The 26,772-nt window shown below is 71.7% G+C and carries 21 protein-coding genes; 6 read left to right on the top strand and 15 right to left on the bottom strand.

What is annotated here, in order from left to right; all coding sequences use genetic code 11:
* Positions 1 to 39: 39 nt before the first annotated feature.
* Positions 40 to 537 (bottom strand): MarR family winged helix-turn-helix transcriptional regulator, encoded by a 498-nt coding sequence (locus tag AAD528_RS01935; protein ID WP_345750345.1) that lies wholly within the window; start codon positions 535 to 537, stop codon positions 40 to 42.
* A gap of 99 nt (positions 538 to 636) precedes the next feature.
* On the opposite strand from AAD528_RS01935, the gene AAD528_RS01930 reads away from it, so the two are divergent.
* Both AAD528_RS01930 and AAD528_RS01925 read left to right on the top strand, forming a co-directional pair.
* Positions 637 to 3,957 (top strand): efflux RND transporter permease subunit, encoded by a 3,321-nt coding sequence (locus AAD528_RS01930; RefSeq protein WP_345750344.1) that lies wholly within the window; start codon positions 637 to 639, stop codon positions 3,955 to 3,957.
* Positions 3,958 to 4,002: 45 nt separating this feature from the next.
* On the top strand, positions 4,003 to 5,466 hold the full coding sequence (locus AAD528_RS01925) for a protein adenylyltransferase SelO (RefSeq protein ID WP_345750343.1): 1,464 nt from the start codon (positions 4,003 to 4,005) through the stop codon (positions 5,464 to 5,466).
* A gap of 6 nt (positions 5,467 to 5,472) precedes the next feature.
* Here AAD528_RS01925 and AAD528_RS01920 read toward each other — a convergent pair whose 3' ends face one another.
* Positions 5,473 to 5,751, bottom strand: coding sequence for a hypothetical protein (locus AAD528_RS01920; protein ID WP_345750342.1), 279 nt, complete (start codon positions 5,749 to 5,751; stop codon positions 5,473 to 5,475).
* Positions 5,752 to 5,813: 62 nt separating this feature from the next.
* Entirely contained in the window at positions 5,814 to 6,140 is a 327-nt protein-coding gene (locus tag AAD528_RS01915) for a DUF2200 domain-containing protein (protein WP_345750740.1), read from the bottom strand.
* Positions 6,141 to 6,274: 134 nt separating this feature from the next.
* On the opposite strand from AAD528_RS01915, the gene AAD528_RS01910 reads away from it, so the two are divergent.
* Positions 6,275 to 7,921, top strand: a complete 1,647-nt coding sequence (locus AAD528_RS01910) for an NAD-dependent epimerase/dehydratase family protein (RefSeq protein ID WP_345750341.1) — start codon at positions 6,275 to 6,277, stop codon at positions 7,919 to 7,921.
* A gap of 6 nt (positions 7,922 to 7,927) precedes the next feature.
* On the opposite strand, the gene AAD528_RS01905 is transcribed toward AAD528_RS01910, so the two are convergent.
* Complete coding sequence (locus tag AAD528_RS01905) at positions 7,928 to 8,449, bottom strand: pyridoxamine 5'-phosphate oxidase family protein (protein WP_345750340.1); 522 nt, start codon at positions 8,447 to 8,449, stop codon at positions 7,928 to 7,930.
* A 122-nt stretch (positions 8,450 to 8,571) separates the two neighbouring features.
* Between AAD528_RS01905 and AAD528_RS01900 the strand changes: the two genes are divergently transcribed.
* Complete coding sequence (locus AAD528_RS01900) at positions 8,572 to 9,933, top strand: MFS transporter (protein ID WP_345750739.1); 1,362 nt, start codon at positions 8,572 to 8,574, stop codon at positions 9,931 to 9,933.
* 6 nt (positions 9,934 to 9,939) lie between these two features.
* On the opposite strand, the gene AAD528_RS01895 is transcribed toward AAD528_RS01900, so the two are convergent.
* Both AAD528_RS01895 and AAD528_RS01890 read right to left on the bottom strand, forming a co-directional pair.
* Positions 9,940 to 11,160, bottom strand: a complete 1,221-nt coding sequence (locus tag AAD528_RS01895; protein ID WP_345750738.1) for a saccharopine dehydrogenase family protein — start codon at positions 11,158 to 11,160, stop codon at positions 9,940 to 9,942.
* The gene (locus AAD528_RS01890) at positions 11,160 to 12,698 is read right to left on the bottom strand and encodes an APC family permease (RefSeq protein ID WP_345750339.1); all 1,539 of its coding nucleotides are present in this window, start codon (positions 12,696 to 12,698) and stop codon (positions 11,160 to 11,162) included. Before AAD528_RS01890 ends, AAD528_RS01895 begins: the two co-directional genes overlap by 1 nt.
* A gap of 129 nt (positions 12,699 to 12,827) precedes the next feature.
* On the opposite strand from AAD528_RS01890, the gene AAD528_RS01885 reads away from it, so the two are divergent.
* Together AAD528_RS01885 and fdhD are read left to right on the top strand one after the other, a co-directional pair.
* Positions 12,828 to 15,134, top strand: a complete 2,307-nt coding sequence (locus tag AAD528_RS01885) for an FdhF/YdeP family oxidoreductase (protein WP_345750338.1) — start codon at positions 12,828 to 12,830, stop codon at positions 15,132 to 15,134.
* A 10-nt stretch (positions 15,135 to 15,144) separates the two neighbouring features.
* Entirely contained in the window at positions 15,145 to 15,996 is an 852-nt protein-coding gene (fdhD, locus tag AAD528_RS01880; protein WP_345750337.1) for a formate dehydrogenase accessory sulfurtransferase FdhD, read from the top strand.
* 4 nt (positions 15,997 to 16,000) lie between these two features.
* On the opposite strand, the gene AAD528_RS01875 is transcribed toward fdhD, so the two are convergent.
* From AAD528_RS01875 to AAD528_RS01835, 9 genes are all read right to left on the bottom strand, one after another.
* Positions 16,001 to 17,065 (bottom strand): FUSC family protein, encoded by a 1,065-nt coding sequence (locus AAD528_RS01875; protein WP_345750336.1) that lies wholly within the window; start codon positions 17,063 to 17,065, stop codon positions 16,001 to 16,003.
* Positions 17,066 to 17,094: 29 nt separating this feature from the next.
* Positions 17,095 to 17,931, bottom strand: a complete 837-nt coding sequence (locus AAD528_RS01870; protein WP_345750335.1) for a Cof-type HAD-IIB family hydrolase — start codon at positions 17,929 to 17,931, stop codon at positions 17,095 to 17,097.
* Between the two features lie 46 nt (positions 17,932 to 17,977).
* A complete protein-coding gene (locus AAD528_RS01865; RefSeq protein ID WP_345750334.1) occupies positions 17,978 to 18,829 on the bottom strand; it encodes a transposase in 852 nt (283 codons plus the stop codon).
* A 10-nt stretch (positions 18,830 to 18,839) separates the two neighbouring features.
* Complete coding sequence (locus AAD528_RS01860; RefSeq protein ID WP_345750333.1) at positions 18,840 to 20,486, bottom strand: ABC transporter ATP-binding protein; 1,647 nt, start codon at positions 20,484 to 20,486, stop codon at positions 18,840 to 18,842.
* Positions 20,486 to 21,478: an ABC transporter permease gene (locus AAD528_RS01855; RefSeq protein ID WP_345750332.1), complete on the bottom strand. Its 993-nt coding sequence runs from the start codon at positions 21,476 to 21,478 to the stop codon at positions 20,486 to 20,488. Before AAD528_RS01855 ends, AAD528_RS01860 begins: the two co-directional genes overlap by 1 nt.
* A gap of 1 nt (position 21,479) precedes the next feature.
* Entirely contained in the window at positions 21,480 to 22,547 is a 1,068-nt protein-coding gene (locus tag AAD528_RS01850) for an ABC transporter permease (protein ID WP_345750737.1), read from the bottom strand.
* Positions 22,548 to 22,704: 157 nt separating this feature from the next.
* A complete protein-coding gene (locus AAD528_RS01845) occupies positions 22,705 to 24,351 on the bottom strand; it encodes an ABC transporter substrate-binding protein (RefSeq protein WP_345750331.1) in 1,647 nt (548 codons plus the stop codon).
* A 167-nt stretch (positions 24,352 to 24,518) separates the two neighbouring features.
* Positions 24,519 to 25,442, bottom strand: coding sequence for a 3-methyladenine DNA glycosylase (locus tag AAD528_RS01840; RefSeq protein ID WP_345750330.1), 924 nt, complete (start codon positions 25,440 to 25,442; stop codon positions 24,519 to 24,521).
* 1 nt (position 25,443) lies between these two features.
* The gene (locus AAD528_RS01835) at positions 25,444 to 26,736 is read right to left on the bottom strand and encodes a M18 family aminopeptidase (protein WP_345750329.1); all 1,293 of its coding nucleotides are present in this window, start codon (positions 26,734 to 26,736) and stop codon (positions 25,444 to 25,446) included.
* Positions 26,737 to 26,772 lie beyond the last annotated feature (36 nt).

Raw genomic sequence — 26,772 nt, 5'->3', positions numbered from 1 at the left:
CTGAGCCGGGGATTTTCTCGTCTCTCGGGAAAGCGCCCCTCAGCCGGCCGTTCCGGCGGGCGCCTGGTTCGTGCCCTCGGCCGCCAGTTCGCGCGTGACGCGCACGAGCCCAGCCACGCCGCGGGTGAGGGCGCGCAGCTCATCGATCGTGAGCCGTGCGAGGACCGCCTCGTTCACCTGCGGCTGGGTGTTCGCGAGCTGCTTCATGACGTCCCGGCCCGCGTCGGTCGGAATGAGGAGCCGCACCCGCTGGTCCCGGGGATCCTGCGTGCGCGCGACCATGTCGGCGGCCTCCAGGCGGTCCACGATCCCGGACAGGGTGGCGAGCGAGACGCCGAGGCTCGTGGCGACGGACTGCATCCCGACCCCGGTGTGCGTCAGCGCCAGGATCGCGAGCACCTTCAGCTGCTGCATCGTGAGCCGCGTCGACAGCACCGGCTCGATGAACGCGGGCGCCGTCGTGGTCTCCATCTCGCGCTGCAGGCCGTGCAGCTCCGCGAGAAGTGCGTCGCGCGCATCGGCCTGGGGCTGGTCCATGGATCGAGGGTATCCGCACCCAGTCCGTTCATAGGCTGAAAACATCGTGTCAGGCTAAGCTTCGTGTGATCCGAAGTTCTTTCGCCTCGTCCCCCGGTGGTGCCTGTGTTCCGTCTCGCGCGTTTCAGCCTCGCGAACCGTGTCCTCGTCGCGCTCGTGACGCTGCTGATCGCCGGCTTCGGCGTGTTCTCCATGACGCAGCTGCGGCAGGAGCTGATCCCGTCCATCGAGCTGCCACAGACCACGATCGTCACGGTCGTCCCGGGGTCGAGCCCGGAGGTCGTGGACGAGCAGATCAGCCAGCCCATCTCGAGCGCGATCTCCAGCCTGGGCGACGTCGAGCAGGTCGTCGCGACATCCTCGAGCGGCATGTCGATGGTCACGGTGTCGTCGACCTATGGGGTGGATGCGGACGAGTTCCGTTCGTCGATCGAGGACGCGATCGACGGGGTCTCGCTTCCGGAGGACGCCGAGCCGCAGATCGCGGCCGGCAGCACCGCCGACATCCCGATCGTGTACCTGACGGCATCCGCCCCGGACCTCGGCGAGAGCGAGCTGTCGGCACTGCTGACCGATACGGTCGTCCCCGAGCTCGAGGCGGTGCCCGACGTGCGCGCGGTCAGCGTCAGCGGCGCCGCGACCGAGCGTCTGGTGATCACGCCGGATCAGGGCGCCCTCGCCGCCCACGGCCTGTCCCCCCAGTCGATCTCCGACGCCCTCGACGTCAACGGCATCACGATGCCCCTCGGCAGCATCGACTCCGACGGAGCCTCGGCCCCTGTCCAGGGCGGCACGCCGGTCGACTCGCTCGACGCGATGCGTGCGATCCCGCTGGCGAGCGCCACCGAGCCCGGCCGGGTCCTGACGCTCGACGAGGTCGCGGACGTCGACGTCGTGACCGAGGAGAAGACCTCGATCACGCGCATGAACGGCGAGGAAGCCCTGTCGCTGTCGATCACCGCGGTGCCGGATGGCGACGTCGTGGCGATCTCGCACGGCGTCGCGGACGCCAGCACCGCCCTCACCGAGGAGCACGACGAGCTCGATCTCGCGGTCGTCTTCGACCAGGCCCCCTTCATCGAGGAGTCGATCCAGCACCTCGCGATCGAGGGCGCGCTGGGACTGCTGTTCGCCGTCGTGGTCATCCTGATCTTCCTGCTGTCGCTGAGCTCCACGCTCGTGACGGCCATCTCGATCCCGCTGTCCGTGCTCGTGACCTTCATCGGCCTGAACCTGGGCGGCCACTCGCTCAACATGCTGACGCTCGGCGCGCTCACGATCGCGATCGGACGCGTCGTCGACGACTCGATCGTGGTGATCGAGAACATCAAGCGCCACCTGGCGTACGGCGAGGAGAAGGCGCATGCGATCCTCACGGCGGTGAGGGAGGTCGCCGGCGCGATCACGTCCTCGACCCTGACCACTGTCGCCGTGTTCCTGCCGATCGCGCTGGTCGGCGGCATGGTGGGCGAGCTGTTCGCGCCGTTCGCGCTCACCGTGACGATCGCCATGCTCTCGTCGCTGCTGGTCGCGCTCACGATCGTGCCCGTGCTGTCGTATTGGTTCCTGCGCCGCCCGAAGACCACGGCATCGGCCGCGGAGATCCGCGCCGAGGCCGAGGACAAGGAGCACCGCAGCTGGCTGCAGCGCGGCTACGCGCCGATCCTGCGCGGCACGCAGAAGCACCCCGTGCTCACGCTCGTCGCCTCGGCGCTGCTGCTCGTGATCACGGGATCGCTCGTGCCCCTGATGAAGGTCGACTTCCTCGGCAGCACCGGCCAGAACATGGTGATGGTGACGCAGGAGTTCGAGCCCGGCACCGATCTCGACGCGGTATCGGAGGGTGCCGAGAAGGTCGAGGACGCGCTCGCGGACATCGACGGCGTGACCGACGTGATGCTGACGGCCGGATCGGGCGGGGAGTTCTCGTCGATGCTCGGCGGCGGAGGCGGCACCGCGACGTTCATCGCGAACACGGACGCGGATGTCGACCAGCTCGCCCTGAAGGAGACGATCGGCGACCGCCTCGACGAGATCACGGGCGCCGGGGAGATCGGCATCAGCGACCAGGCCGCCGCGAGCGGGTTCGGCGGCGCGGTCGACGTGACCGTCGTCGCGGACGACGAGGAGGGGCTCGAGACCGCGAGCGCCGCGGTGCTGGACGCGCTGGAGGGCACGCCCCACGCGTCGGACGTGACCTCGGACCGCGCGCCGGCGCAGCCCGTCGTGACCGTCGAGGTGGACCGCGAGGCGGCACTGCAGCGCGGCATGACCGAGCTGCAGGTGCTCGGCATGGTCGGCAGCGTGCTGTCGCCGCAGAGCATCGGCAACGCGACGATCGACGGCGAGGAGCTGCGGATCTACGTGGACGCGGCGCCCGCCCCGGCCACCCTCGAGGAGCTCCGGGACCTTCAGGTGCCGACCGCGCAGGGGATGCTCCCGCTCTCGGACATCGCCGCGGTCGACTCGGTCGAGGTCGCCACCTCGATCGCCCGACAGGACGGCGAGCTGTTCGCCACCGTGTCGGTCACGCCCGAGGAGGGTGAGCTCGGCGCCGTCACCACGGCGGTCACCGAGCGCCTCGACGATGCCGACCTCCCTGACGGCGCGCGCGCCACGATCGGCGGCGTCGCACAGCAGCAGACCGAGTCGTTCGAACAGCTGGGTCTGGCGATGCTGGTCGCGATCGCGATCGTCTTCCTGCTCCTGGTCGCGACGTTCCGTTCGCTCGCCCAGCCGCTGATCCTGCTGGTCTCGATCCCGTTCGCGGCGACCGGCGCCCTGGCGCTGCTGCTGATCACGGGGACGCCGCTGGGCATCTCGGCGCTGATCGGCATGCTGATGCTGATCGGCATCGTCGTCACCAACGCCATCGTGCTGATCGACCTCGTCAACCAGTACCGCCGCCAGGGGCAGAGCGTGCGCGACGCCGTCTACAACGGCGCGCGCCAGCGGCTGCGGCCCATCCTGATGACGGCGCTCGCGACGATCTTCGCCCTGCTTCCGATGGCGCTCGGCGTGACCGGATCGAGCGGTTTCATCTCGCAGGACCTCGCGATCGTCGTGATCGGCGGCCTGGTCTCGTCGACCCTGCTCACGCTGATCCTCGTCCCGGTGCTGTACCTGCTGTTCGAGGGACGCCGTGAGCGGCGCGGCGCGGATGACGCCCGATTCGACGACGACATGCCTGTGACGGCCGTCGACGGCCCTTCTGAGGACGATGCGCCGGTCCTGCCTCCGCAGGCCGACGTGGATCGCGGCACGCTGCGTCGGCGTCGCGACGACGCCGAGCCCCCGGCGGGCGCGCTGCCGACCGCTCCCACCGTCGACGTCACGCGCGTCGCGGGGGAGACCGGCGCGCTGCCGACGGTGACCGTCACGGTGTCGTTCGGTCGGGGGAGCGAGGAAGCGCAGGCATGACCGTGGTCTGACGTCGGGCGCGGTCGCGGAGCTATCGTGGACGGCATGAGCGCCGCTGTGTCCTCCACGGTGGCTCTGGGCGGCGACTTCGCGGGCGCGCTCCCGGAGCTGGCGGTTCCGTGGCGCGCGGAGCAGTTCCCGGATGCGCGGCTGCTCGTGCTGAACGAGGCGCTCGCGATCGAGCTGGGGCTGGATCCGTCGTTCCTGCGTTCCGCGGACGGCGTGCGCATCCTGACCGGCGATCTGGTCCCGGAGGGAGCGACGCCGGTGGCCCAGGCGTATGCCGGGCACCAGTTCGGCGGGTACTCGCCGAGACTCGGCGACGGCCGCGCCCTGCTGCTGGGCGAGCTCCGCGGCGCCGACGGACGGCTTCGCGATCTGCATCTCAAGGGCTCCGGGATGACGCCCTTCGCGCGGGCCGGCGACGGCCTCGCGGCGGTCGGACCCATGTTGCGCGAGTACCTCGTCAGCGAGGCCATGCACGCGCTCGGCGTCCCCACCACGAGGTCTCTGGCGGTCGTCGCGACGGGTCGCGCGGTGCGCCGCGAGACGATGCTGCCCGGCGCGCTGCTCGCGCGGATCGCGAGCAGCCACCTGCGGGTCGGGAGCTTCCAGTACGTCGCCGCGAGCCGCGATCTCGACCTCCTGCGCCGACTCGTCGACCACGCCATCCGGCGTCACCATCCGCACCTCGCCGACGCGGAGAATCCCGCGCTCGCCCTGTTCGAGGCTGTGGTCGCCGCGCAGGCGTCGCTCGTCGCGCGGTGGATGCTCGTGGGCTTCGTGCACGGGGTGATGAACACGGACAACATGACGATCTCGGGCGAGACGATCGACTACGGGCCGTGCGCCTTCCTCGACGCGTTCGATCCCGCCACCGTGTACAGCTCGATCGACGCGGGCGGACGCTACGCGTACGGCAATCAGCCGCTCGTCGCCGAGTGGAACCTGGCCCGATTCGCCGAGACGCTCCTGCCGCTGATGCACGAAGATCCCGACGAGGCGATCGCGCTCGCCCAGGAGGCGCTCGGCCGGTTCCGCCCGACGTACGAGACGGCCTGGACGGCCGGTATGCTCCGCAAGCTCGGCCTGGGCGACGGCGCGGACGCGGGCGAGGCGTCCGCCGTGATCGCCGAGCTGATCCCGTTGATGAGGGACAGCCGCGTGGACTGGACGTCGTTCTTCCGCGGGCTCGCCACGGTCGCGCGCGGCGGCGCGGACCCGGTGCGCGGGCGCTTCATCGACCTGGCGGGCTTCGACGCGTGGGCGCGGCGCTGGACGGCGCTCGGGCCCGACGCCGACGCGATGGACGCCGCGAACCCGGTCTACATCCCGCGCAATCACCTCGTCGAGGAGGCCCTCGCCTCCGCCACCGCGGGCGACCTGGGGCCGCTCGAGCGCCTGCTGGGTGCCGTCACGGCCCCGTACGTCCCGCGCCCCGGGCTGGAGCGCTACGCGGAACCGGCGCCGGAGGACTTCGGCGCCTACCGCACCTTCTGCGGCACCTGACTCCGGCTAGTAGTCGTAGAGGCCGCCGAAGGGCGTGCCCTCGTCGCCGGTGTCGCGGGGGTCGAACTGCACGGTCTCGACCGAGAACGCGACGTGCGCGGCTGCCGTGACGAGGACGCTGACCGCGCGATTGCCCACCACGGTGAACTCGACGAAGCGCCCGCCCTCCGCGACGGCGCGCTCGATGCTCTGCTTCAGCGCATCCAGGTCCTGGCCCTGCGCGAGGAAGAAGCTGGCGCCGTTGACGGAGACCTCGGTGCGGATCATCGTCTGGAGGTCGCTCATGGTGCCACCCTAGGGGCGCATTCGCGCGGGGCGAGGGGGGTTGCGCCACGGCGCGAAGTACGTCACGCGGCGCGCAGCACCTTGGTCATCGCCTTGCCGCGCGCGAGCTCGTCGACGAGCTTGTCGAGGTACCGGATGCGCTGCATCAGCGGGTCCTCGATCTCCTCGACGCGCATGCCGCAGATCACGCCCGTGATCTGGGACGCCAGAGGATTGAGATCGGCCTGGGCGAAGAACTCGCGGAACGAGGTGCCGGCCTCCAGGTGCGCCGCCAGCGCGCGCTCTTCGAAGCCCGTGAGCCACCGGATGACCTCGTCGAGCTCCGCCCGCGTGCGGCCCTTCTTCTCCACCTTCTCGACGTACAGCGGGTAGACCGCCGAGACGGCCATCTCGAAGACCCGCTGCCGGTTGCGCTCTGCCCTGTCCACGTCGTGATCGTATCCCGTCGAACCACGCCTTACGACGAGGCGGATCGGATCGCAAGCCCGTGTTCTGCCGCGCGCGGTGCGGGGAGGATCGCAGCATGCCGATGCCAGAGCACACGCCCCTGAAGGTCGCGATCGTCGGCGCCACCGGCAACGTCGGGACGGCGCTCCTGCACGCGCTGCGCGGCGAGGACCGGATCGGCGAGATCGTCGGGATCGCGCGCCGCGCCCCCGACACGGGCGCCGCGCCGTACGACGCCGCGACATGGGATCGGATCGACATCGCCGCCCCGGCGCCGGACGAGGCGGGGGAGGAGCTCGTCGTCTCGCGGCTGGCGGCGGCGTTCGAGGGCGTCGACACCGTGGTGCACCTCGCCTGGCTGATCCAGCCGAACCGCGACCGGGACCTCATCCGGCGCGCGAACGTGGACGGCACGCGCCGCGTGGTCGAGGCGTGCGTGCGCGCGGGGGTCGGGCACCTCGTGTGCGCGTCGTCGGTGGGCGCCTACACGGGCGTGCACGACGACCGCCCCCGCGACGAGTCCTGGCCGACGGACGGCATCCCCACGGCGCACTACGCGGTCGACAAGGCCGCGCAGGAACGGGTGCTGGACGACGCGGAGCGCCGTGGCCTCGCGGTCGCGCGCGTGCGGCCCGCGCTGGTGTTCGACGCCGCCGCCGGCGCCGAGATCACCCGCCTGTTCGTCGGCGCGCTGCTGCCGCCCGGGGTGCTGCGCCCCGGCGCGCTGCCGATCCTGCCGCTGCCGGCCGGGATCCGGATGCAGGTCGTGCACGGGGCCGACCTCGCCGATGGCTACCGGCGCATCGTGGTGGGCCGCGCGACGGGAGCGTTCAACCTGGCGACCGCGCCGGTGCTGCGTGCGCCGGACATCGCCGAGGTGCTCAGCCACGCGCGGCACGTCGATGTCCCGGCCCGCGTGCTGCGCCCTCTCCTGAACGTCGCGTGGCGGACGCATGCCGTGGCGGCGGACCCGGGGTGGCTCGACATGGCCATGACGGCGCCGATCATGGACACCTCGCGCGCGCAGCGCGAACTGGACTGGCGTCCGCGGCACGGCGCGAAGGAGGCGCTGCGCGAGCTGCTCACCGCGATGGCCGACGGCCGGGGGACCGGCAGCGCGCCGATGCGCCCGCGTGCCGACTGGCCGCAGGATCAGCTGCCGCCGGGGGATGTCACGCCGGACGGCGTGGCGCAGCCGCCCGCCGACTCGTCGGCGCACCGCGTACCCGCCGACCTCGAGCGCGACATCCTGGGGCTGTACCTGTCCGATCACCTGACCGGGGCGACCGCCGGGGCGGACCGGTTCGACCGCATGGCGAAGGCGTACCGGGACACGGATCTCGGTCCGGATCTCGCCCGGATCGCGCGCGAGGTGCGGGCCGAGCGGACGTTCCTGAAGGACCTCATCTCGACGCTCGAGCTGCGGCGGCGGCCCTATCGGCAGGCGGCGGCATGGGCGGCCGAGAAGGTCGGACGACTCAAGACCAACGGCCGCCCGCTCGGGTCTCCCATGACGCCGCTGCTCGAGATCGAGGTGATGCGCAGCGCCCTCGTCGGAAAGCTCGGCGGCTGGGAGACGCTCGCCGAGCTCGCCCCGGATCTGGGTCTGCCGCGGCGGATGTTCACGGACCTGGTGGACCGCGCGCGCGAGCAGGTCGCGACGCTCGACAGGCTGCACGCGCACGTCGTGCCCGAGGCGTTCCGCGCGGGGCACATCGACTGACGGCCGCTACCAGGTCGGCGGGAAGTGCGGGATCGGCGTGGGCCGGCCCGGCGCGTCGGCGCGGGGAGCGCCGTGATGCGGCGCCTCCGCGGCGACCTCGCCCGGGGCGCGCTTGGCGAATCGTCGCCCGGTGATGCCGGCGGGGACGATCCGCACCACGTGCGGCTTGTGCGACGGGTCGTGGCTGATCAGGTGCGCGGCTCCCGAGGCGAGGATCTCCGAATCGGCCTCGATCTGCGACGCGGCGCCGCGCACCACCACGCTCCAGTAGAAGTCGTCGTCCTCGCCGTCCACCTCGAGCGCGACGGCGGGACGGGCCGCCATGCTGCGCAGCTTCCGACCCGCGCCGGAGCGGATGTAGAGGTTGCCGCGGTGCGCGACGTAGTTGAGCGGGAAGATGTCGGGCGCGCCGTCGCCATGCGTCACGGCGAGTCGTGCGACGTCCCGGCTCTCGACGAGCCGCCAGCACTCCGCGGTCGTCAGCTCCTCGATCTCGCGATGGTCGTCCGCGGTTCCCGTCGTGGCCATGTCCCCCTCTTCCGGTCGCGTGAGTCCTTCCCTCCAGTCAAGGACACCTTCGCCCGAGACGGAAGGGGCCGGAGACGGGAGGACGATCGCGGGACTATGGTGCAGAGGTGTCGGATGAGCGGATGGACGCGAGCGGGCGTCGGGTGCTGACGGTCGCCATCCTGGCGTCCTTCGTCGCGTTCCTCGACTCGAGCATCGTGAACGTCGCCCTGCCGGCGATCCGCGCGGATCTCGGCGGGGGACTGGCCGGGCAGCAGTGGGTCGTGAACGCGTACCTCGTCACGCTGGGCGCGCTCATCCTGGTGGCGGGATCCCTGAGCGACCTGTACGGGCGCAAGGTCGTGCTGCGCGTGGGACTGATCGGATTCCTCGTCACATCCGTCGCGATCGCCGCGGCGCCCGGCATCGCGTTCGCGATCGTCGCACGCGCCCTGCAGGGGATCGCCGGGGCGCTGCTCGTGCCCAGCTCGCTCGCACTGATCACGACGCACTTTGGCGACGCGATGCGCGGCCGCGCGATCGGCGCGTGGACGGCCGCGACGAGCGGCGCGATGCTCGTGGCGCCGCTGATCGGCGGCCTGTTCATCGACCTCGCGTCGTGGCGCTGGGCGTTCCTGATCAACGTGCTGCCGATCGCGGTGACGCTGTGGCTGCTCGCGGGCCTCGAGACCCCGGATGTCCGCAGGCCCGGCGCGCGCGTCGACCTGATCTCGTGCGCGCTGTGCGCACTGGGACTCGGCGGCGTGGTCTTCGCCCTGATCGAGGGATCGCGGCTGGGCTGGGGCGATCCGCTGGTCCTCGCGGCGCTCGCGATCGGCGTGGTGCTGTTCGCGGGGTTCCTGCTGCGCGAGCGGCGCGCGCGCGAGCCGATCCTGCCGATGGACCTGTTCCGGATCCGCAACTTCTGGGCCGGCAACGTCGCGACGACCTTCGTGTACGCGGCGCTCGCGCTCAACGGCTTCGCGGTCGTGGTGTTCCTGCAGGAGACAGCCGGGTTCACCGCCACGTTCGCGGGCCTGGCGTCGCTGCCGACCACCGTGGTCATGGTGCTCGCGTCCTCGCGCGTCGGCCGCTGGGCGGACCGGATCGGCCCGCGTCCGTTCATGACGATCGGCCCGCTGGTCATGTCGCTCGGCGCCGCGCTGCTGCTGACCGCGGGGGATCCGTTCGACTACTGGCTGCAGATGCTGCCCGGAATCGTCCTGCTGGGCGTCGGACTCACGCTCACCGTCAGCCCGCTGACGAGCGCCGTGCTCGGATCCGTCGGCACGGGACATGAGGGGATCGCGTCCGCCGTCAACAACGCCGTGGCGCGCGTCGCCGGCCTGCTGGTCGTCGCGATGATCGCGATGATCGCGGGCGGCGACCTCGACCTCGACGGGTTCCACCGCACGGCCGCGGCGACCGCCGTGCTGTTCGCGGCGGGCGGCATCGCCTCGTGGCTCGGGATCCGCAACCCGCACGCGGTCAGCGCCGCGTCGTAGCCCGGCTCACTGCTCGCGCATGCCCCACGGCGAGTCGTAGCCCGCGGGCGCGGGGGCGGCGAGCAGGTCGAGGAACGGCTTCGCGTCGAACGCCTCGGGGCCGAGCACGCCGGCCCCGCCCCACGCCCCGGCCGCCAGCAGCTCCAGCGCGATCACGGGGTTGAGCGCCGTCTGCCACACCACGGCCTGCGAGCCGTACTCCCGCATCGTGTGCTCGTTGTCGGCCACGTGGTACAGGTAGGTCGAGCGCGGCCGTCCATCCTTGCCCTTGCCGGTCACCCACACGCCCGCGCACGTCTTGCCGGTCATCCGGTCGCCGATCGTGGCGGGATCCGGCAGGCACGCCGCGACGACGTCGCGCGGCGAGACCTCCACGCCGCCCACCTTCACCTTGTCGGTGCGGTCGAGGCCCAGCTTGTTCAGCACCTTGAGCACCTCGATGAACTCGTCGCCGAGGCCGTACTTGAACGTGACGCGCTTGGCCTTCGTCCACCGCGGCATCAGGAGCACCTCCTCGTGCTCCACGTTGACGCACTCGACCGGGCCGATCCCGTCCGGGAAGTCGAACACCTCCGGCTCCGAGAACGGCTCGGTCGTGAACCAGCCGCGGCCCTCCTCATAGACCACGGGAGGGTTCAGGCACTCCTCGATCGTGGTCCAGATCGAGAACGACGGTGCGAAGTCGTAGCCCGCGACGACGAGGTTCGCGCCGTCGCGCACGCCGAGCTCGTCGATCTCGTCGAACAGCTCGTCCTCCGCGTAGCGCGCGAACACGTCGGACAGCCCCGGCTCGACGCCGATCCCGACGAGCGCGAGGCGTCCCGCGTCGCGCCACCGGTCGTCCTGCGCGAACTGCTCGTCGCCCAGCTTCACGCCCGGCAGCTCGTAGGGGCGCTCGGGATGCCGCGAGGACAGGCTCATCGCCATGTCGAGGTAGGTCGCCCCGGCGGCGAAGCAGCCGTCGAAGATCGGCATCACGAAGCGCGGATCGACCGCGTTCAGCACGTGGGTGATGCCGTGCTCGCGGATGAGCGCCGCGACCGAGTCGGCGCTCGACGCGTCGACCTCCGCCGCGGTGAAGCGATCGTCGCCGAGCTCGTCGACGATCGCCCGAGCCCGGGCCGCCGCGTAGTCGGCGATGACGAGCGCCTCGTAGAAGTCGCGCCGCACGGCGATCCGCGCCGCCGCGGTGCCGACGCCGCCGGCGCCGAGGATCAGGATGCGCATCACGCCAGACCTCCGTCGATGGATCGCCCGTATTCGGGATCGGGCACGAGCACGTCCGTGTCGCGGTTGAGGCTCTCGCCCCGGAAGAACCGCTTCGAGCGCGGGAAGAAGAACCACACGACCATGAGCACGACGCCCACGAGCAGCGATCCGATGCCCACGACGAACGTGCCTCCGATGCCGAGCAGGGTCGTGTAGCCATAGTCCACGTCCCACATGTCGATGGCGGACTGCACGAACGCGTAGGTCAGCATCAGCGCGCCGATCAGCGGCAGCAGCCCCTGCAGGAAGAAGTTGCGCGCCGAGGCGAACAGCTGCGCGCGGAAGTACCAGACGCATGCGTAACCCGTGATCGCGTAGTAGAACGCGATCGCCAGCCCCAGCGACAGGATCGAGTCCTGCAGGATGTTGTCGCTGATGAGCGTCATCCCGACGTAGTACAGGATCGCCACGACGCCCATCACGATGGTCGAGAAGGACGGCGTGCGGTACCGCGGGTGCACCTGCTTGAAGCGCTCGGGCAGCGCGCGGTACACGCCCATCGCGAGCGTGCCGCGGGCCGTGGGCAGGATCGTCGTCTGCGTCGACGAGACCGCCGAGATCAGCACGGCCACGAGCAGCACCCAGCCGAACGGTCCGAGCAGGCCGTCCTTGATCGCGAGGAAGAAGTCGTCGGCGTTCGCCTCGTTGCCGAGCCCCACGCCGTCCTCGCCCACGCCGGCGTACATCATGGCCGCGATCGTGACAGCGACGTACGTCACGAGCAGGATGACCGTCGTCAGCAGCGCCGCCAGCCCCGGGATGCGCTTGGGGTCCTTCGTCTCCTCGTTCAGGGCCAGGCACGTGTCCCAGCCCCAGTAGATGAACAGCGCCAGCAGCACCGCCTCGACGAAGCCGCTGCCGTCCGTGAACGCGAACGGGTTCATCCACTCCCAGTCGAACGGCGTCGGGTTCGGGGCGGTGCCGGCGGCGAACTGCCAGAACGCCGCCACCACGAACACCGCGAGCGCGACGTACTGCACCGCGAGCAGGAGGTTCTGCAGCCGCTCGCCGATCTCGATGCCGCGCCAGCTGACCCACGTCATGGCGGCGATGAACACCACGCCCGTCGCGGTGACGAGAGGCACGTTCTCGGCCAGCGAGCCGTCGCCGAACAGCGACCAGAAGTAGATGCCCGCGATCTGCGCCAGGTTGGCGAGCACCACCATGCCCGCGACCGCCACGCCCCAGCCGCCCATCCAGCCGACCCACGGCCCGAACGCCTTGGTCGCCCACGTGAAGGTCGTGCCGCAGTCGGGCACGGCGTTGTTGAGCTCGCGGTAGGCGAAGGCGATCAGCAGCATCGGCACGAACGCGACGATGAAGGCGATGGGCGCCTGCGCTCCCACGGCGAGCACGACCCAGCCGAGGGTCGCGACGAGGGAATACACGGGCGCGGTGGACGCGAGGCCGATGACGGTGGATCCCCAGAGGCCCAGGGTCCCCGCCGCCAGCCCCTTGCCGTCGGGCCGGCCGAGCTGGATGGGTGTGGTCGACATGAGGTGAACATAGAGCCGCGGGCGCGGCGGGGATGGGACCGGCGCGCCGCGCGTGTGCTCCGCAGACCGGGAATCACGCGCCCGGGGCCCCCGGCCGGGCGTAGCCTGGCAGCAGACGAAGGAGGGACGATGGCGACGAAGCCCCCCACCGAGGACATCGACGAGTCCGAGCTGCGGATCGGCGAGCCCGAGAAGTACGCGGTCGGCGTGCCCGCCGTGATGCACGCGCTGAAGATCTCGTTCGAGCAGATGGGCGTGCTGCGCAGCGCCCAGACCCTGCTGCGCGTGAACCAGAAGAGCGGCTTCGACTGCCCGGGGTGCGCCTGGCCGGAGGAGGACCGCCGTCACGCCGCGGAGTTCTGCGAGAACGGCGCCAAGGCGGTGGCCGAGGAGGCCACGCTGCGGAAGGTGGGTCCGGCGTTCTTCGCCCACCACAGCGTCGCCGAGCTGCGCGAGCACGACGACTACTGGCTCGGGCAGCAGGGACGCCTGACGACGCCGATGCTGCTCGAGGAGGGCGGCACGCACTATCGGCCGATCACGTGGGACGCGGCGCTGGGGGAGATCGCCACAGCGCTGCGCGACCTCGACGACCCCGACGAGGCGGTGTTCTACACGTCCGGGCGCACCTCGAACGAGGCGGCCTTCCTGTACCAGCTGCTCGTGCGCGGGCTCGGCACCAACAACCTGCCCGACTGCTCGAACATGTGCCACGAGTCGAGCGGATCGGCGCTGAACCAGACCATCGGGATCGGCAAGGGCACGGTGTCCATCACCGACATCCACGAGGCCGACCTGCTGATCGTGGCGGGCCAGAACCCCGGCACGAACCACCCCCGTATGCTCAGCGCGCTCGAGAAGGCCAAAGAGAACGGCGCCACGATCATCGCGGTGAACCCGCTGCCCGAGGCCGGCCTGTTCCAGTTCAAGAACCCGCAGACCCCCAAGGGCGTGCTGCTGGGCGGCACCAAGCTCGCGGACGACTTCGTGCAGATCCGGCTCGGCGGCGATCAGGCGCTGTTCCAGGCCATCGGCAAGCACCTGCTGGAGGTCGAGGCGCGCGCGGGCGGCGTGCTCGACCACGAGTTCATCGACGCGCACACGGCGGGCTTCGCCGAGTACGCCGCGCACGTCGCGAGCCTGCCGTGGGAGCCGCTCGAGGAGGCGACCGGCCTCACCGAGGAACGGCTGCGCGGCATCGCCGAGATCGTGCGCGAGTCGAAGTCGACCATCGTGTGCTGGGCCATGGGCCTGACGCAGCACAAGCACTCGGTCCCGACCCTGCGCGACGTCGTCAACGTGCTGCTGCTGCAGGGCAACATCGGCCGCCCGGGGGCGGGCGTGTGCCCCGTGCGCGGCCACTCCAACGTGCAGGGCGACCGCACGGTCGGCATCTACGAGAAGCCCGCCGAGGCCTTCCTCGCCGCGCTCGACCGCGAGTTCGCCTTCACCGCCCCGCGCAAGCACGGCTACGACACCGTCGAGGCGATCCGCGCGATGCGCGACGGCAAGGTGCGCGTGTTCATGGCCGTCGGCGGCAACTTCATCAGCGCCACGCCCGACACGCGCGTGGTCGAGGAGGGCATGTCGAACGTGGGCCTGACGGTGCAGGTGTCGACGAAGCTGAACCGCTCGCACGTCGTGCACGGCCGACGGGCCATCATCCTGCCGACGCTCGGCCGCACCGACCGCGACCGGCGCGGCGGCGTGGATCAGCGCGTCACGGTGGAGGACTCCATGGGCGCCGTGCACGGCTCCCGCGGCCGCCTCGCCCCGCCCGCGGACGACCTGCTGAGCGAGGTGGCGATCCTGTCGCGGCTGTGCGACCTCGTGTTCGCGGAGCGGCCGCAGGCGCCGCGCGCCGACTGGCGCGCGCTGGAGGGCGACTACGGCGCGATCCGCGGGCACATCTCGCGCGTCATCCCCGGCTTCGAGGACTACGACGAGCGGATCGACAAGGGACGCACGTTCTTCCTGCCGAACGGACCGCGCGACGAGCGCCGGTTCACCACCGCGAACGGCAAGGCCAACTTCACGGCGAACCCGCTCGAGTACCCCGTGATCCCCGAGGGCCGTGTGCTGCTGCAGACCCTCCGGTCGCACGACCAGTACAACACCACGATCTACGGCAAGGACGACCGCTACCGCGGCATCCACGACGGCCGGCGGGTGGTGCTGATCAACACCGAGGACATCCGCGCGCTGGGCTTCACGGCGGGCGAGATGGTCGATCTCGTGTCGGAATGGAACGGTCCGGGCGGGATCGAGGAGCGCCGGGCGGAGGAGTTCCGCCTCGTGCCGTACGACACGCCCCGGCGCAACGCCGCCGCGTACTACCCCGAGACGAACGTGCTCGTGCCGCTCGACTCGACCGCCGACGTCAGCGGCACGCCGACGTCGAAGGCCGTGGTCGTCCGGCTCGAGAAGCGCGCATAGGAGGATCCGGATGGGACGCATCACGCAGCGCCGGCCGGTCGTGCGGATCGCGCTGAACGGCGCGACCTCGCGCCGCCCCGACACGCTCGCGGTCGAGGAGCCGCTCGAGATCCGCGTCGCGGGCATGCCGCTCGCGGTGACCATGCGCACGCCCGGGCACGACGTCGAGCTCGCGGCCGGCTTCCTGGTCTCCGAGGGAGTGGTGCGCACGGGATCCGACTTCCGCTCGGCCATCCACTGCGGCGGACCCGGCACCGGCGGCATGGAGAACACGTACAACGTGCTCGATGTCGCGCTCGCGCCGGGGGTCGAGCCGCCGAGCACGGATCTCGCCCGCAACTTCTACACGACCAGCTCGTGCGGCATGTGCGGCAAGGCGAGCATCGAGGCCGTGCAGTCGGTGTCGGCGTACGACGTGGCGGCGGACGATGTTCGCGTCCACGCGGCGACGCTCGCCGGGCTGCCGGATGCGCTGCGCGCGCACCAGGACGTCTTCGACAAGACCGGCGGGCTCCACGCGGCGGGGCTGTTCGACGCCGAGACGGGAGAGCTCATCGTGCTGCGCGAGGACGTGGGCCGGCACAACGCCGTAGACAAGGTCGTGGGCTGGGCGGTCATGAACGACCGCCTGCCGCTGCGCCGGCACGTGCTGATGGTGTCGGGCCGGGCGAGCTTCGAGTTGGCGCAGAAGGCGATCATGGCGGGCATCCCGGTGCTCGCGGCCGTCTCGGCGCCGTCCTCGCTCGCGGTCGAGCTCGCGGCCGAGCAGGGCCTGACGCTGGTGGGCTTCCTGCGCGGCGAGACCATGAACGTCTACGCGGGCGCCGAGCGCGTCCTGGCGCCCGTGCCGGCGGCGGTCTGACCGGTCAGACGAACGGACGCGACGCGTCGATCATGCGGCGCAGGCAGACCGCGGCGGTGATCTCCTCGGCGACGCCGGAGGGCGACGCAAGGGCCTCGGCGCCCGACGCGGCCTCGTCGAGGGCCGACGTGTAGCGCTCGAGGGCCGCGGAGGCCGCTTCCAGATGCTCGGCCGCCGTCTCGCTGCCGGGTGGCTGGCCGATCAGGTCGGCGGATCGACGCATCGCCTCGGCGAGCAGATCGTGGGCGGCCTCGCGGGAGCTGTCGCGATCGTCGGCGCGCGCCAGGACATCGGCGAGGTCTCGGATCGAGAACACCGTGCGCTCGAGGGCGTGGAGGCGGCGCCGGTTCAGCTCCCGGTCCTCCCTGCGGCGCCGCGCGCGCGGATTGGCCTGGCTGCTCTCGTCGGCGTCCTCGACGGCCTCGGTGACCTTCCCGACGGTGTCGTGCAGGTCGCGCACGATGTCGGTCAGGTGGTCGCGCGAGAGCTCGCCCGTCTCCACCGCGTCGGCGATGTCGTGCAGGTGCCGCGCGGCGGCGTCCCTCAGCGTCGAGAGCCGTGCGGCCGCCTGCTGCAGGTACAGCGGCGGGAACAGCACCATGTTGACGACGAGGCCGATGGCGACGCCGAACGCCATCGTGACGAGGTACGAGACGGAGAAGTCCTCAGGGGTCGCGCCGCCGAGCAGGAGCACGAACAGTCCGGCCATCGCGATCCAGTCGCGACCGGCGTCGAGCGATTCGATGCCCCCGAGCCAGACGCCGATGCCGACGACGAGGCCGAGGGCGACGATCCCGGGCGCGCCCAGCCAGACCAGGCTGATCCCGCCGATGCCGAGCGCGATGCCGATGGCGAGCCCGAGGAGTGTCTGGGCGCCCGAGCGCGCGGAGCGCGCGAGCGTCGGATACATGCTGACCAGGACGCCGAGCGGCGCGTAGTAGGAGTACTCGGCCTCGGCGAACGGCACGAACGGCGCGAGATACCACGCGAGGGCCGCGGCGATCGCCGTGCGCACCGCGAGCACGATGCGCGACAGCGCGAACAGGCCGCGCAGGCGAGGGATGGCCATCCGGATCGGCATGGGCGTGTCTCGCGGTGTCAGACCGCGAGCTCGGCGCGCCAGCGGGTCAGGTGCGCGGCGGTGATGTCGTCCTCGGCGTGGCCCTCCCGGAACGTGGGGATCTCGCGCAGCACGGCGTAGGGCGTGACGGGCTGGTCGCCGCTGGGCCTCACATCGAGGTGGGTGGCGTCGTAGCCGGCGTCGTGCAGCCAGGCGGCCATGTCGTAGTCGCCGCTCGAGTCGCCCGCGGTGAACCAGCGGCGCGGGACCTCCATGCGCGCCTCGACGAGCCGGATGGCGCGCTCGGCGCCGCGCGCCTTCCCGGCCGTGCGGTGCTCGAGGTCGATCGAGATGACGGTCGGCACGGTGTGGAACCGGTCGCGGGCTCCCGCGGCGGTGATGGCCTCGTCGAGCTCGGCCGTGACCTCGGGCTGCCGGGCGAGGTAGACCTCGTTCGAGACGTCGAGGTTCTGCTCGAGCGAGACCATGGTGCGCTTCGTGTCGTCCCAGAACATCAGGTCCCCGTGACGCTGCGCGATGGCGCGGCACGCGGCGACGAGCTCGTCGGGCACCGCGAGGGCCCGGTCGACCTCGACCGCGCCGATCCGGCCGTCCACGACGGCGAACCACGTGGCGCCCTTCTCGCCGATGCCCCACACGGGCGCGTCGGCGCCGAGGCCCGCGCGCACCAGATCCGGGATGACCTGCTCGGCGAGGAACCCGTCCGAGCGGCCCGTGTTGAACACGACCGGGCAGCCGGCGTTCGCGATGGCGACGAGATCGGCCGCGATCGAGGGGACGCGGATGGAGCGGGTCACGGTGCTGGCCAGCGGCCCGTCGACGTCGAGCAGCAGGCCGTAGGGCGCAGGGGTCATGAGGATATCCTCCCGGATCCCGCGAGCCGGCAGCACCGGCTTGCGCTCAGCCGTCGAGCATGCCTCGGGCGACGTCGAGCGCCTTCGCCGCGCGCGTCGCGTCGCGGTCGGCCTCGGTCTGCGCGGTCCCGAGCGCGCCCGTCTCCTGCTCGGCCCGCTCGAGGTCCCGCTCGACCGACGCGAGCTCGGCGCGCAGGTCTTCGCGGCGGTCGTGCAGCTCCGCCCGCCGGCGCCCGTTCTCGGTGGTCCGGCGTCGCGCCGTCTCGGCCCGCTCCCGGGCGCGCTCGAGGGTCTGCTCGGCCTCCCGCACGGCGCGCTCGGCCGCGCGGCGGGCCCGGCGGGCGGACAGCTCGTCGACCGCAGGCTCGGCGGCGGCGGATCCGTCGGGGGCGGGGCCCGCCACGGCGTCCGTGAGGTCGACCGGATCGAACCCGACGGCCTCGAGCGCTCGGATCAGCCGGCCCGAGGTCACCGCGGCCGCGGCGTCGGCGTCGGCCATCGCGGCCTGCAGTGTCTGCGCCACCTCGTCGAGCACCGCGGGCGGCGCGTTGACCTCGCGCTGCGCGGCCAGGGCCGCGCCCTCGCGGGCGAGCGCGGCGGTCAGCGCGCGCCGGTCGCGGGTGAGCTGCACGAGGGCGGCGGCATCCAGATCCTGCTGCGCCTCCCGCAGCTCTGCGCCCAGCTCGAGCACCTGTGCGAGGCGGTCGGCGCGATGCCGCACGAGCTGGCCGACGATCCACGCGGGGGCGGACGCGCGCCGCAGCCCGGCGATCCGCTTCGCCAGGGCGGCGTCCTCGGCCTTCACCTCCTTCGCGCGCGCGTTGCGCTCGGCGGTGAAGCGTGCCGGCGGCAGGTCGTACAGCTTCCACGCGACGTCGACGAGCGGATCGGAGGCCATGCCTGGGAAGCTACCCCCGTGCGGCGCGGCGGGCGGCCTGCTCGACCGGATCCGGCACCGGCAGCGACGCGATCAGCCGGCGCGTGTACTCGTCCTGCGGGGCGCCCAGCACCTGCGCGGTCGGGCCCTGCTCGGCGATCCGGCCCTGGTGCAGCACCACGACGCGGTGCGCGAGCAGGTCGACGACCGCGAGGTCGTGCGTGATGAACAGCGCGGCGAAGCCGAACCGCTCCTGCAGCTCCACGAACAGGTCGAGCACGCGCGCCTGCACCGACACGTCCAGCGCGCTGGTGGGCTCGTCGGCGATCAGCAGCTTCGGGTCGAGCGCGAGCGCGCGGGCGAGCGAGGCGCGCTGGCGCTGGCCGCCGGACAGCTCGTGCGGGTACCGGTCGCCGAAGTCCCCCGGCAGCTGCACGGCGTCGAGCAGCTCGTCGACGCGGTCGCGCGCGTCGGCGGCGTTGCGCGAGACGCCGTGCACGACGAACGGCTCCGCGACGCACTCCGCGATCGTCAGGAGCGGGTTGAAGCTCGACGCCGGGTCCTGGAACACGAAGCCCAGCTCGCGGCGCCTGGGGCGGAACTCGCGCTCGCGCATCCCGAGCATCTCGTGTCCGAGCACGCGCAGCGATCCGCCCGTCACCGGCGCCAGACCCGCGATCGCGCGGCCGATCGTGGTCTTGCCCGAGCCCGACTCGCCGACGAGGCCGAGCACCTCGCCGGGGCGGATCTCGAAGTCCACGGCCTGCACGGCCTTGAAGGCCTTCCGGCCGAGGCGGCCGGGGTACTCGATCTCCAGTCCGAGGGCCTGCACGAGCGGCGCGGCCGTCGCATCGCCCGTGAACGCGCGGTCGGCGACCTCGAGGCGCGGCACGGCTCCGAGCAGCCGTTGGGTGTACTCGTGCCGCGGCGCCGCGAACAGCTCGCGCACCGGTGCGGTCTCGACGATGTCGCCGAGGTACATCACGGCCACGCGGTCGGCGAGATCGGCGACCACGCCCATGTTGTGCGTGATCAGGACGATCGCGGTGCCGAACTCGTCGCGCGCGAGGCGCAGCAGATCCAGGATCTCGGCCTGCACCGTGACGTCGAGCGCGGTCGTCGGCTCGTCCGCGATGATCACCGACGGATCCAGCGCGAGCGCCTGCGCGATCACGATGCGCTGCTTCTGGCCGCCCGAGAACTGGTGCGGGTAGTCGTCGACGCGCTTGTCCGGGTCCGGGATGCCGACGCGGCGCAGGATGTCGATCGCCTTCGCGCGCGCCTCGCGGCGCGAGACGCGGCCATGAGCGCGCAGGCCCTCCGCGATCTGCCACCCCACCGTGAAGACGGGGTTGAGCGCGGTCATCGGCTCCTGGAAGATCATGGCGGCCTCCGTGCCGCGGATCTGCCGCAGGCGGCCGCCCGAGAGCGGCACGACGTCGGTGCCGTTCAGCACCACGGCGCCTTCGACGCGCGCGGTCTCGGGCAGGAGGCCCAGGATGCTGCGTGCCGTGACGGTCTTGCCCGATCCGGACTCGCCCACGATCGCGAGCACCTCGCCCGGCCGGACGTCGAGGTCGATGCCCTTGACCGCGGCGACGTCGCCGCCGTCGGTCGCGAACGTGATCCGGAGATCCCGGATCTCCACGGCCCGGGTCTCTGCAGTCGGCGTGCTCATCACTCCACCTCTCCCATGTCCTGGCGCGCGATCGGCATCGAGGCGGCCGCGGCGTCCGCCGGGGTCGCGGCCGCGGCGCGGCGGCGGGTGCGCAGCCGCGGGTCGGCGAGGTCGTTGAGGCTCTCGCCGACGAGCGTGATGCCGAGCACGACCAGCACGATCGCCGCGCCGGGGAACACCGAGGTCCACCAGATGCCGCTCGTGACGTCGGCGATCGAGCGGTTCAGGTCATAGCCCCACTCGGACGCCTGCGTCGGCTCGATGCCGAAGCCGAGGTAGCCGAGGCCCGCGAGCGTCAGGATCGCCTCCGACGCGTTGAGCGTGAAGATCAGCGGCAGCGTGCGGGTCGCGTTGCGCAGCACGTGGCGGAACATCACCCGCGTGGTGGGCGCGCCGATCACCTGCGCCGATTCGACGAACGCCTCGGCCTTGATCCGGATCGTCTCGGCCCGGATCACGCGGAAGTACTGCGGGATGAAGACCACGGTGATCGAGATGGCGGCGGCGAACACGCCGCCCCACAGGTTCGACTGGCCGCCCGAGATCACGATGGCCGCGACGATCGCGAGGAGCAGGGTCGGAAACGCGTAGATCGCGTCGGCGATGACGACGAGGACCCGGTCAAGCCAGCCGCCGAAGTAGCCGGAGACGAGGCCGAGCAGGATGCCGAGGAAGATCGACAGCACGACCGCGATCACGATGACGAGCACCGCGGTCTGCGTGCCCCAGATCACGCGCGAGAGCACGTCGAAGCCGCCGACCGTCGTGCCGAGGGGGTGGGCCGCGCTCGGCGGCTGCTGGGCGCCGAACCGCTCGCCGCCGGCGGACAGCTGCCCGAAGCCGTACGGCGCGACGACGGGCGCGAGCAGCGCCGTGAGCAGGAACACGCCGCAGATCAGCAGGCCCGCGGTGAGCATGCCGCGCTGCAGTCCGACCGACTGCCGGTACTGGTGCACGACGGGGAGGCGCGAGATCAGGTCGCGGATCTTCATGTCAGTACCTCACGCGCGGGTCGATGAGCGCCGCGATGATGTCCACGACGAAGTTGGTCACGGCGACGATCACGGCGAGCAGCGCGACGATGCCCTGCACGGCCACGAAGTCGCGCGCACCGAGATAGTGCGACAGCTGGAAGCCGAGGCCCTGCCACTCGAACGTGGTCTCGGTCAGCACCGCGCCGCCGAGCAGAAGCGCGACCTGCAGGCCGATCACGGTGACGATCGGGATGAGCGCGGGCTTGTACGCGTGCGTGCGCACGAGCCGCGTCTCGGAGACGCCGCGCGAGCGGGCGGCGTCGATGTACGGCATCGCGAGGGTGCCGATCACGTTGGTGCGCACGAGCCGCAGGAACACGCCCGCCGTCAGCAGGCCGAGCGCCAGGCCCGGCAGCAGCGCGTGCGACAGGACGTCCGAGATCGCATTGGGGCTGCCGGAGCGGAGGGCGTCGATGAGGTAGATGCCGGTGGGGGAGTCGATGCGCCCCAGCATGATCTCGACGCGGGGCGAGGCGCGCCCGGAGGTGGGCAGCACACCGAGCCACACCGAGAAGACGAGCTTCAGCAGCAGACCCGCGAAGAACACCGGGGTGGCGTAGCAGAGGATGGCGAACACGCGCAGGACGGCGTCGCCCCAGCGGTCGCGCAGCGCCGCGGCGATCATGCCGAGCGGGATGCCGACGACGAACGCGACGATGAGCGCGTAGAACGCCAGCTCGAGCGTGGCCCCGCCGTAGCGCAGCAGCACATCGGAGACGCGCTGGTTGTCCGTGATGGTCGTGCCGAAGTCGCCCGTGAAGATCTGTCCGAGGTACTCGAGGTACTGCACGATCAGGGGCCGGTCGTAGCCCGCGGCGTGGATGCGCTCCTGCAGCTGGTCGGCCGGCAGGCGCCCGCCGAGCGCGGCGGTGAGCGGGTCGCCCGTGAGCCGCATGAACAGGAACACGGTGGTCACGAGGATGAACACGGTCGGGAAGATCAGCAGGAAGCGGATCAGGATGTAGCGTCCCAGCGAGCCGCCGGACCGCGGGCGACGCAGCGGCTCCGGCGCATCCGGCCGCGGCAGCGGCGGCTGGTCGGGCACGAGGGTGAGTTCGGTCACGAGGTGGTTCCTCACGGGGTTCCGGGCGCGTCGGCCCTGTTCGTCCAGCAGTCCATGACGGCGGGCATCCCGGTCATGGTGAAGGGGCGGCCTCAAGGCGAGGCCGCCCCTTCCGACGCGGTCAGCGCGTCAGCGGCGCGAAGCGCAGCTTGAACGAGGCGTCGAGCATGACGCCGTTGATGTCGGCCGCGCTGACGAGCGTCTGCGCGCCCTGCAGCAGCGGCACGGTCGAGAGGTCCTCGGCCACCTTCGCCTGGATGTCCTCGATCAGCGCGGTGCGCTCACCGACATCCGGGGTCACGGCCTGCTGCAGGATCAGGTCGTTCACCTCGGGGTTGTCGTAGTGGTTGCCGAGGAAGTTCTCCTTGAGGAAGAACGGCGTGAGGTAGTTGTCGGCGTCCGAGTAGTCCGGGAACCAGCCGAGCTGGTAGGCCGGGTACACGTCGGCGGTGCGGTCCTCCGAGTACTGCACCCACTCGGTGGACTGCAGGCTCACGTCGAACAGGCCGTCGGCCTCCAGCTGCTCCTCGACCAGGGCGTACTCGTCGGCCGAGTTCGGGCCGTAGTGGTCGGGGCTGTACTGCAGGCTCAGCTCGACGGGCGTCTCGACGCCGGCGGCCTCGAGGGTCTCCGTGGCCTTGGCCGCGTCGGGTCCGCCGTCGCCGTCGCCGTAGAGGCCCTTCAGCGCCTCCGTGGCGCCGGCGAAGCCGTCCGGCACGTACGAGTACAGCGGCGTGTACGTGCCGTTGTAGACCTGGTCGCTGAGCGCCTCGCGGTCGACGAGGTCGGCGACGGCCTGGCGCACGGCCAGGGCCTTGGCCTCGTCGGCTTCGCCGGTCTTCGCGCCGTACGGCTGCGTGTCGAAGTTGAACACGATGTAGCGGATCTCGCCGCCGGGACCCTCGTGCACGGTGAGGGCGTCGTCGGCCGACAGGTCCTCGATGTCCGTGGGCGCGAGGCTGCGGTACGCCACGTCGACGTCGCCCTGCTGCACGCCGAGCTTCAGGTTCGACGACTCCGAGTAGTAGCTCAGGATGACGCCGTCGTTCGCCGGGGCGTCCAGAAGGCCCTTGTAGTCGGGGTTCGGGCTGAACTCGACCGTCTCGTTGAAGTTGTACGAGGTGATCGTGTACGGGCCCGCGAACGCGTTCGCGTCGACGATCTCCTGGTCCGGTGTGATCGCGTCGGGCGAGAACACGTCCTCATCCACGATGGCGCCGGGGAAGCTCGTCAGGATGAACGGGAAGACCTGGTCGTTCTCGGTCTTGAGGTTGAACACGACGGTCGTCTCGTCCGGGGCCTCGACCGAGTCGAGGTTGTACAGCAGCGACGAGGCGCCGTTCGGGTCCGCGATCTTCAGGTTGCGGTCGAACGAGAACTTCACGTCGCTCGAGGTGAGCTCGTTGCCGTTGGCCCACTTCAGGCCCTCCGGGAGGGTGACCGTGTACTGCGTCGGCGACGTGAACTCGGCGCTCTCGGCGAGGTCGGGGACGACCTCGGTGCTGTTGTAGTCGGTGTTGACGAGGTACGGGAACACCTGCGTCTGCACCGCGAGGGAGCCGTTGTCGTACGAGCCGGCAGGATCGAGCGTCGTGACCTTGTCGGTGGTGCCGACCAGGATCAGGTTGTCGCCGCCGCCCGACGCGTCGTCGCCGCCATCGGTGCCGCCGGTGCCGCCGGCCGCGCAGCCGGCGAGGGCCAGCGCGGCGACCGCGGGAACGGCCACGACGAGCGCGCGAGCGCGCTTCGACTTTCTGGGGGAAGCCATCATTGTGCCTCTTTCTGGATTGCAGACCGCACGACTCGTCCGGCTGTGCCGGGGCACGTCGGGTGAGCGTGCGACACGGGTGCGCCGGTGGGGAAGGCGCATGATCCTGGATCTAAGCACACGGTCGCCGATGTGACGAACGCCACTCACCGGGCTGGGCGATCTGTTTACAACACTGCAATCTCGCGACGCGATGTGCGGGGATCCGGATGACTGCCGGGGAGCCATGCGTCGAGGATGCGGCGGCGCAGGTCGTTGCCGCGCTCGGCGAACGCGCGCTGCCGCCGCACGTACTCCGCCTTGCCCTCGGGCGTCTCGATCCGCACGGGCGCGAAGCCCCACTCGGCGAGGTCGTACGGCGCGGCCTCCATGTCGAGCCGGCGGATGTCGCGCGCCAGCTCGAACGCGTCGAGCATCAGCTCGCCCGGCACGAGCGGGCCGAGCTTGACGGCCCACTTGTAGACGTCCATGCCCGCGTGCAGGCACCCGGGCTGGTCGAGCGCGGGCTGCAGGTCGCGCGTCGGACGGTGCTGGTTGCGCGGCACCGCGTCGGGCGTGAAGAACCGGAACGCGTCGAAGTGCGTGCACCTCAGCTCGTGCGCGTCCACGACCGCGTCGGTGCCGTCCTGCCCCAGACGCAGCGGGACCGGATGACGGTGGTCGCGCTGCCGGTAGACCATCGCCCACTCGTGCAGGCCGAAGCAGTCGAAGCGACCGGGGCGCTCGGACGGGCGGCGCAGCATGATCTCGATCAGCCGGGCCAGCGGCGCCTTCTCGCGCGCGAACGCGTCGCGATCGACGACGAGCGATCCGGGACCCGACCCGGGGGCGTACCAGCGCCATCCGGACCGGGCGTCGTCCGCCGCGTCCGCGAGCTCGACGCCGGGCCCGGGGTGCCAGCGCCGCAGCGTCGCCGGCTTGTAGGAGTAGTACGTGAACAGGAAGTCCCAGACCGGGTGCCGCTCGCCCCGGGACGCGCGGGCGCGGTGCGCGGCCGTGAGGGCGTCGGCCCGCTCCTCGTGCGCCCGCTCGCGCGCGCGCCATTCCTCCTGCGCGAGGCGGAAGCGGACGGGACCGGGAGCCGGGTCCATGTCAGCGATCGAGGACGGCGCGCATCGCGCGTGAGAGGTACCAGGGGTCCACGACGGCCGTGAGCTCGCGCGCGGAGTGCATCGACAGGATGGGCACGCCCACGTCGACCGTGCGGATGCCGAGCCGGGTGGCGGTGATCGGGCCGATCGTCGAGCCGCACGGCATGGCGTTGTTCGACACGAACTCCTGCGTCGGCACGTCGGCCGCCTCGCACGCGGCGTTCCACGCGGCGGCGCCGTGGGCGTCGGTCGCGTAGCGCTGGTTCGCGTTGATCTTCAGGATCGGCCCGCCGCCCGCCACGGGCTTGTTGACCGGGTCGTGGCGCTCGGGGTAGTTCGGGTGGATCGCGTGTCCCACGTCGCTCGAGATGTGCAGCGATGCGGCGAACGCCCGCGCGCGCTCCTCGGCGCCGGCGCCGAGGGCCGCGGAGATCCGCAGCAGCACGTCCTCGAGGAACGGGCCGGCCGCGCCCGACCGCGATGCGCTGCCGATCTCCTCGTGGTCGAACGACGCGAACATCGCGATCGAGCGCGCCGGCGTCGCCTCGAGCTGGGCGACGAGGCCCGCGTGCGTGGACAGCAGGTTGTCCAGGCGCCCCGACGCGAACAGCTCCTGGAAGTGGCCGAAGGCGCGGGGCTCCTGCGTGTCGGCGACCACGATGTCGTAGCCGCCGATGTCTGCCGCGTCGATTCCCGCCCGCGCGGCGAGCGCCTGCAGGATGTCTGCGCTCTCGGGCTCGCCGACGCCCCAGACCGGCTGCGTGTGGCGCTGCTTGTCGAGGGTCAGCCCGTCGTTGTTGACGCCGCGGTCGAGATGGACGGCGAGCTGCGGGATGCGCAGCAGCGAGCCCGTGCGCACCAGGTGCTCGTCGCCGCCGAGCGTGACGATGCGGCCGGCGAGCTCGAGCTCGCGGTCGAGCCACGAGTTCAGCAGCGGCCCGCCGTACACCTCGAGCCCGAGCTGCCACCAGCCGCCGGGGCCGTACGTCGTGGGCTTCGGCTTCAGCTTGAAGCCGGGGGAGTCGGTGTGCGCTCCCACGATCGTGAACGGCGTCGTGGCCGCCGCGGCCTCGGGCAGCGCGAACACCGCCGCGGACCCGTCGCGCAGCACCACGTACCGCCCGCCTGGGGTGATCTCCCACGCCTCGGCCTCGGAGAGCCGCGTGCACCCGGCCTCCTCGGCGCGCCGGGCGATCTCCGCGGCCGCGTGGTACGAGGACGGCGAGGCCATCACGAAGGCGGCGAGATCCTCGATGTGGGTGCGGGCGTCGGCGGGAACTCGGTCGGCGGTCATGCTCTCGATTATCGCGTGGGCGGCCGGGCGCGAGGC

The organism is Microbacterium rhizophilum, from assembly GCF_039605615.1.
Taxonomy (GTDB): Bacteria; Actinomycetota; Actinomycetes; order Actinomycetales; family Microbacteriaceae; genus Microbacterium; species Microbacterium rhizophilus.
The sequence above is the reverse complement of the archived record's forward strand: the minus strand, read 5'-3'. Positions and strand labels throughout refer to the sequence as shown.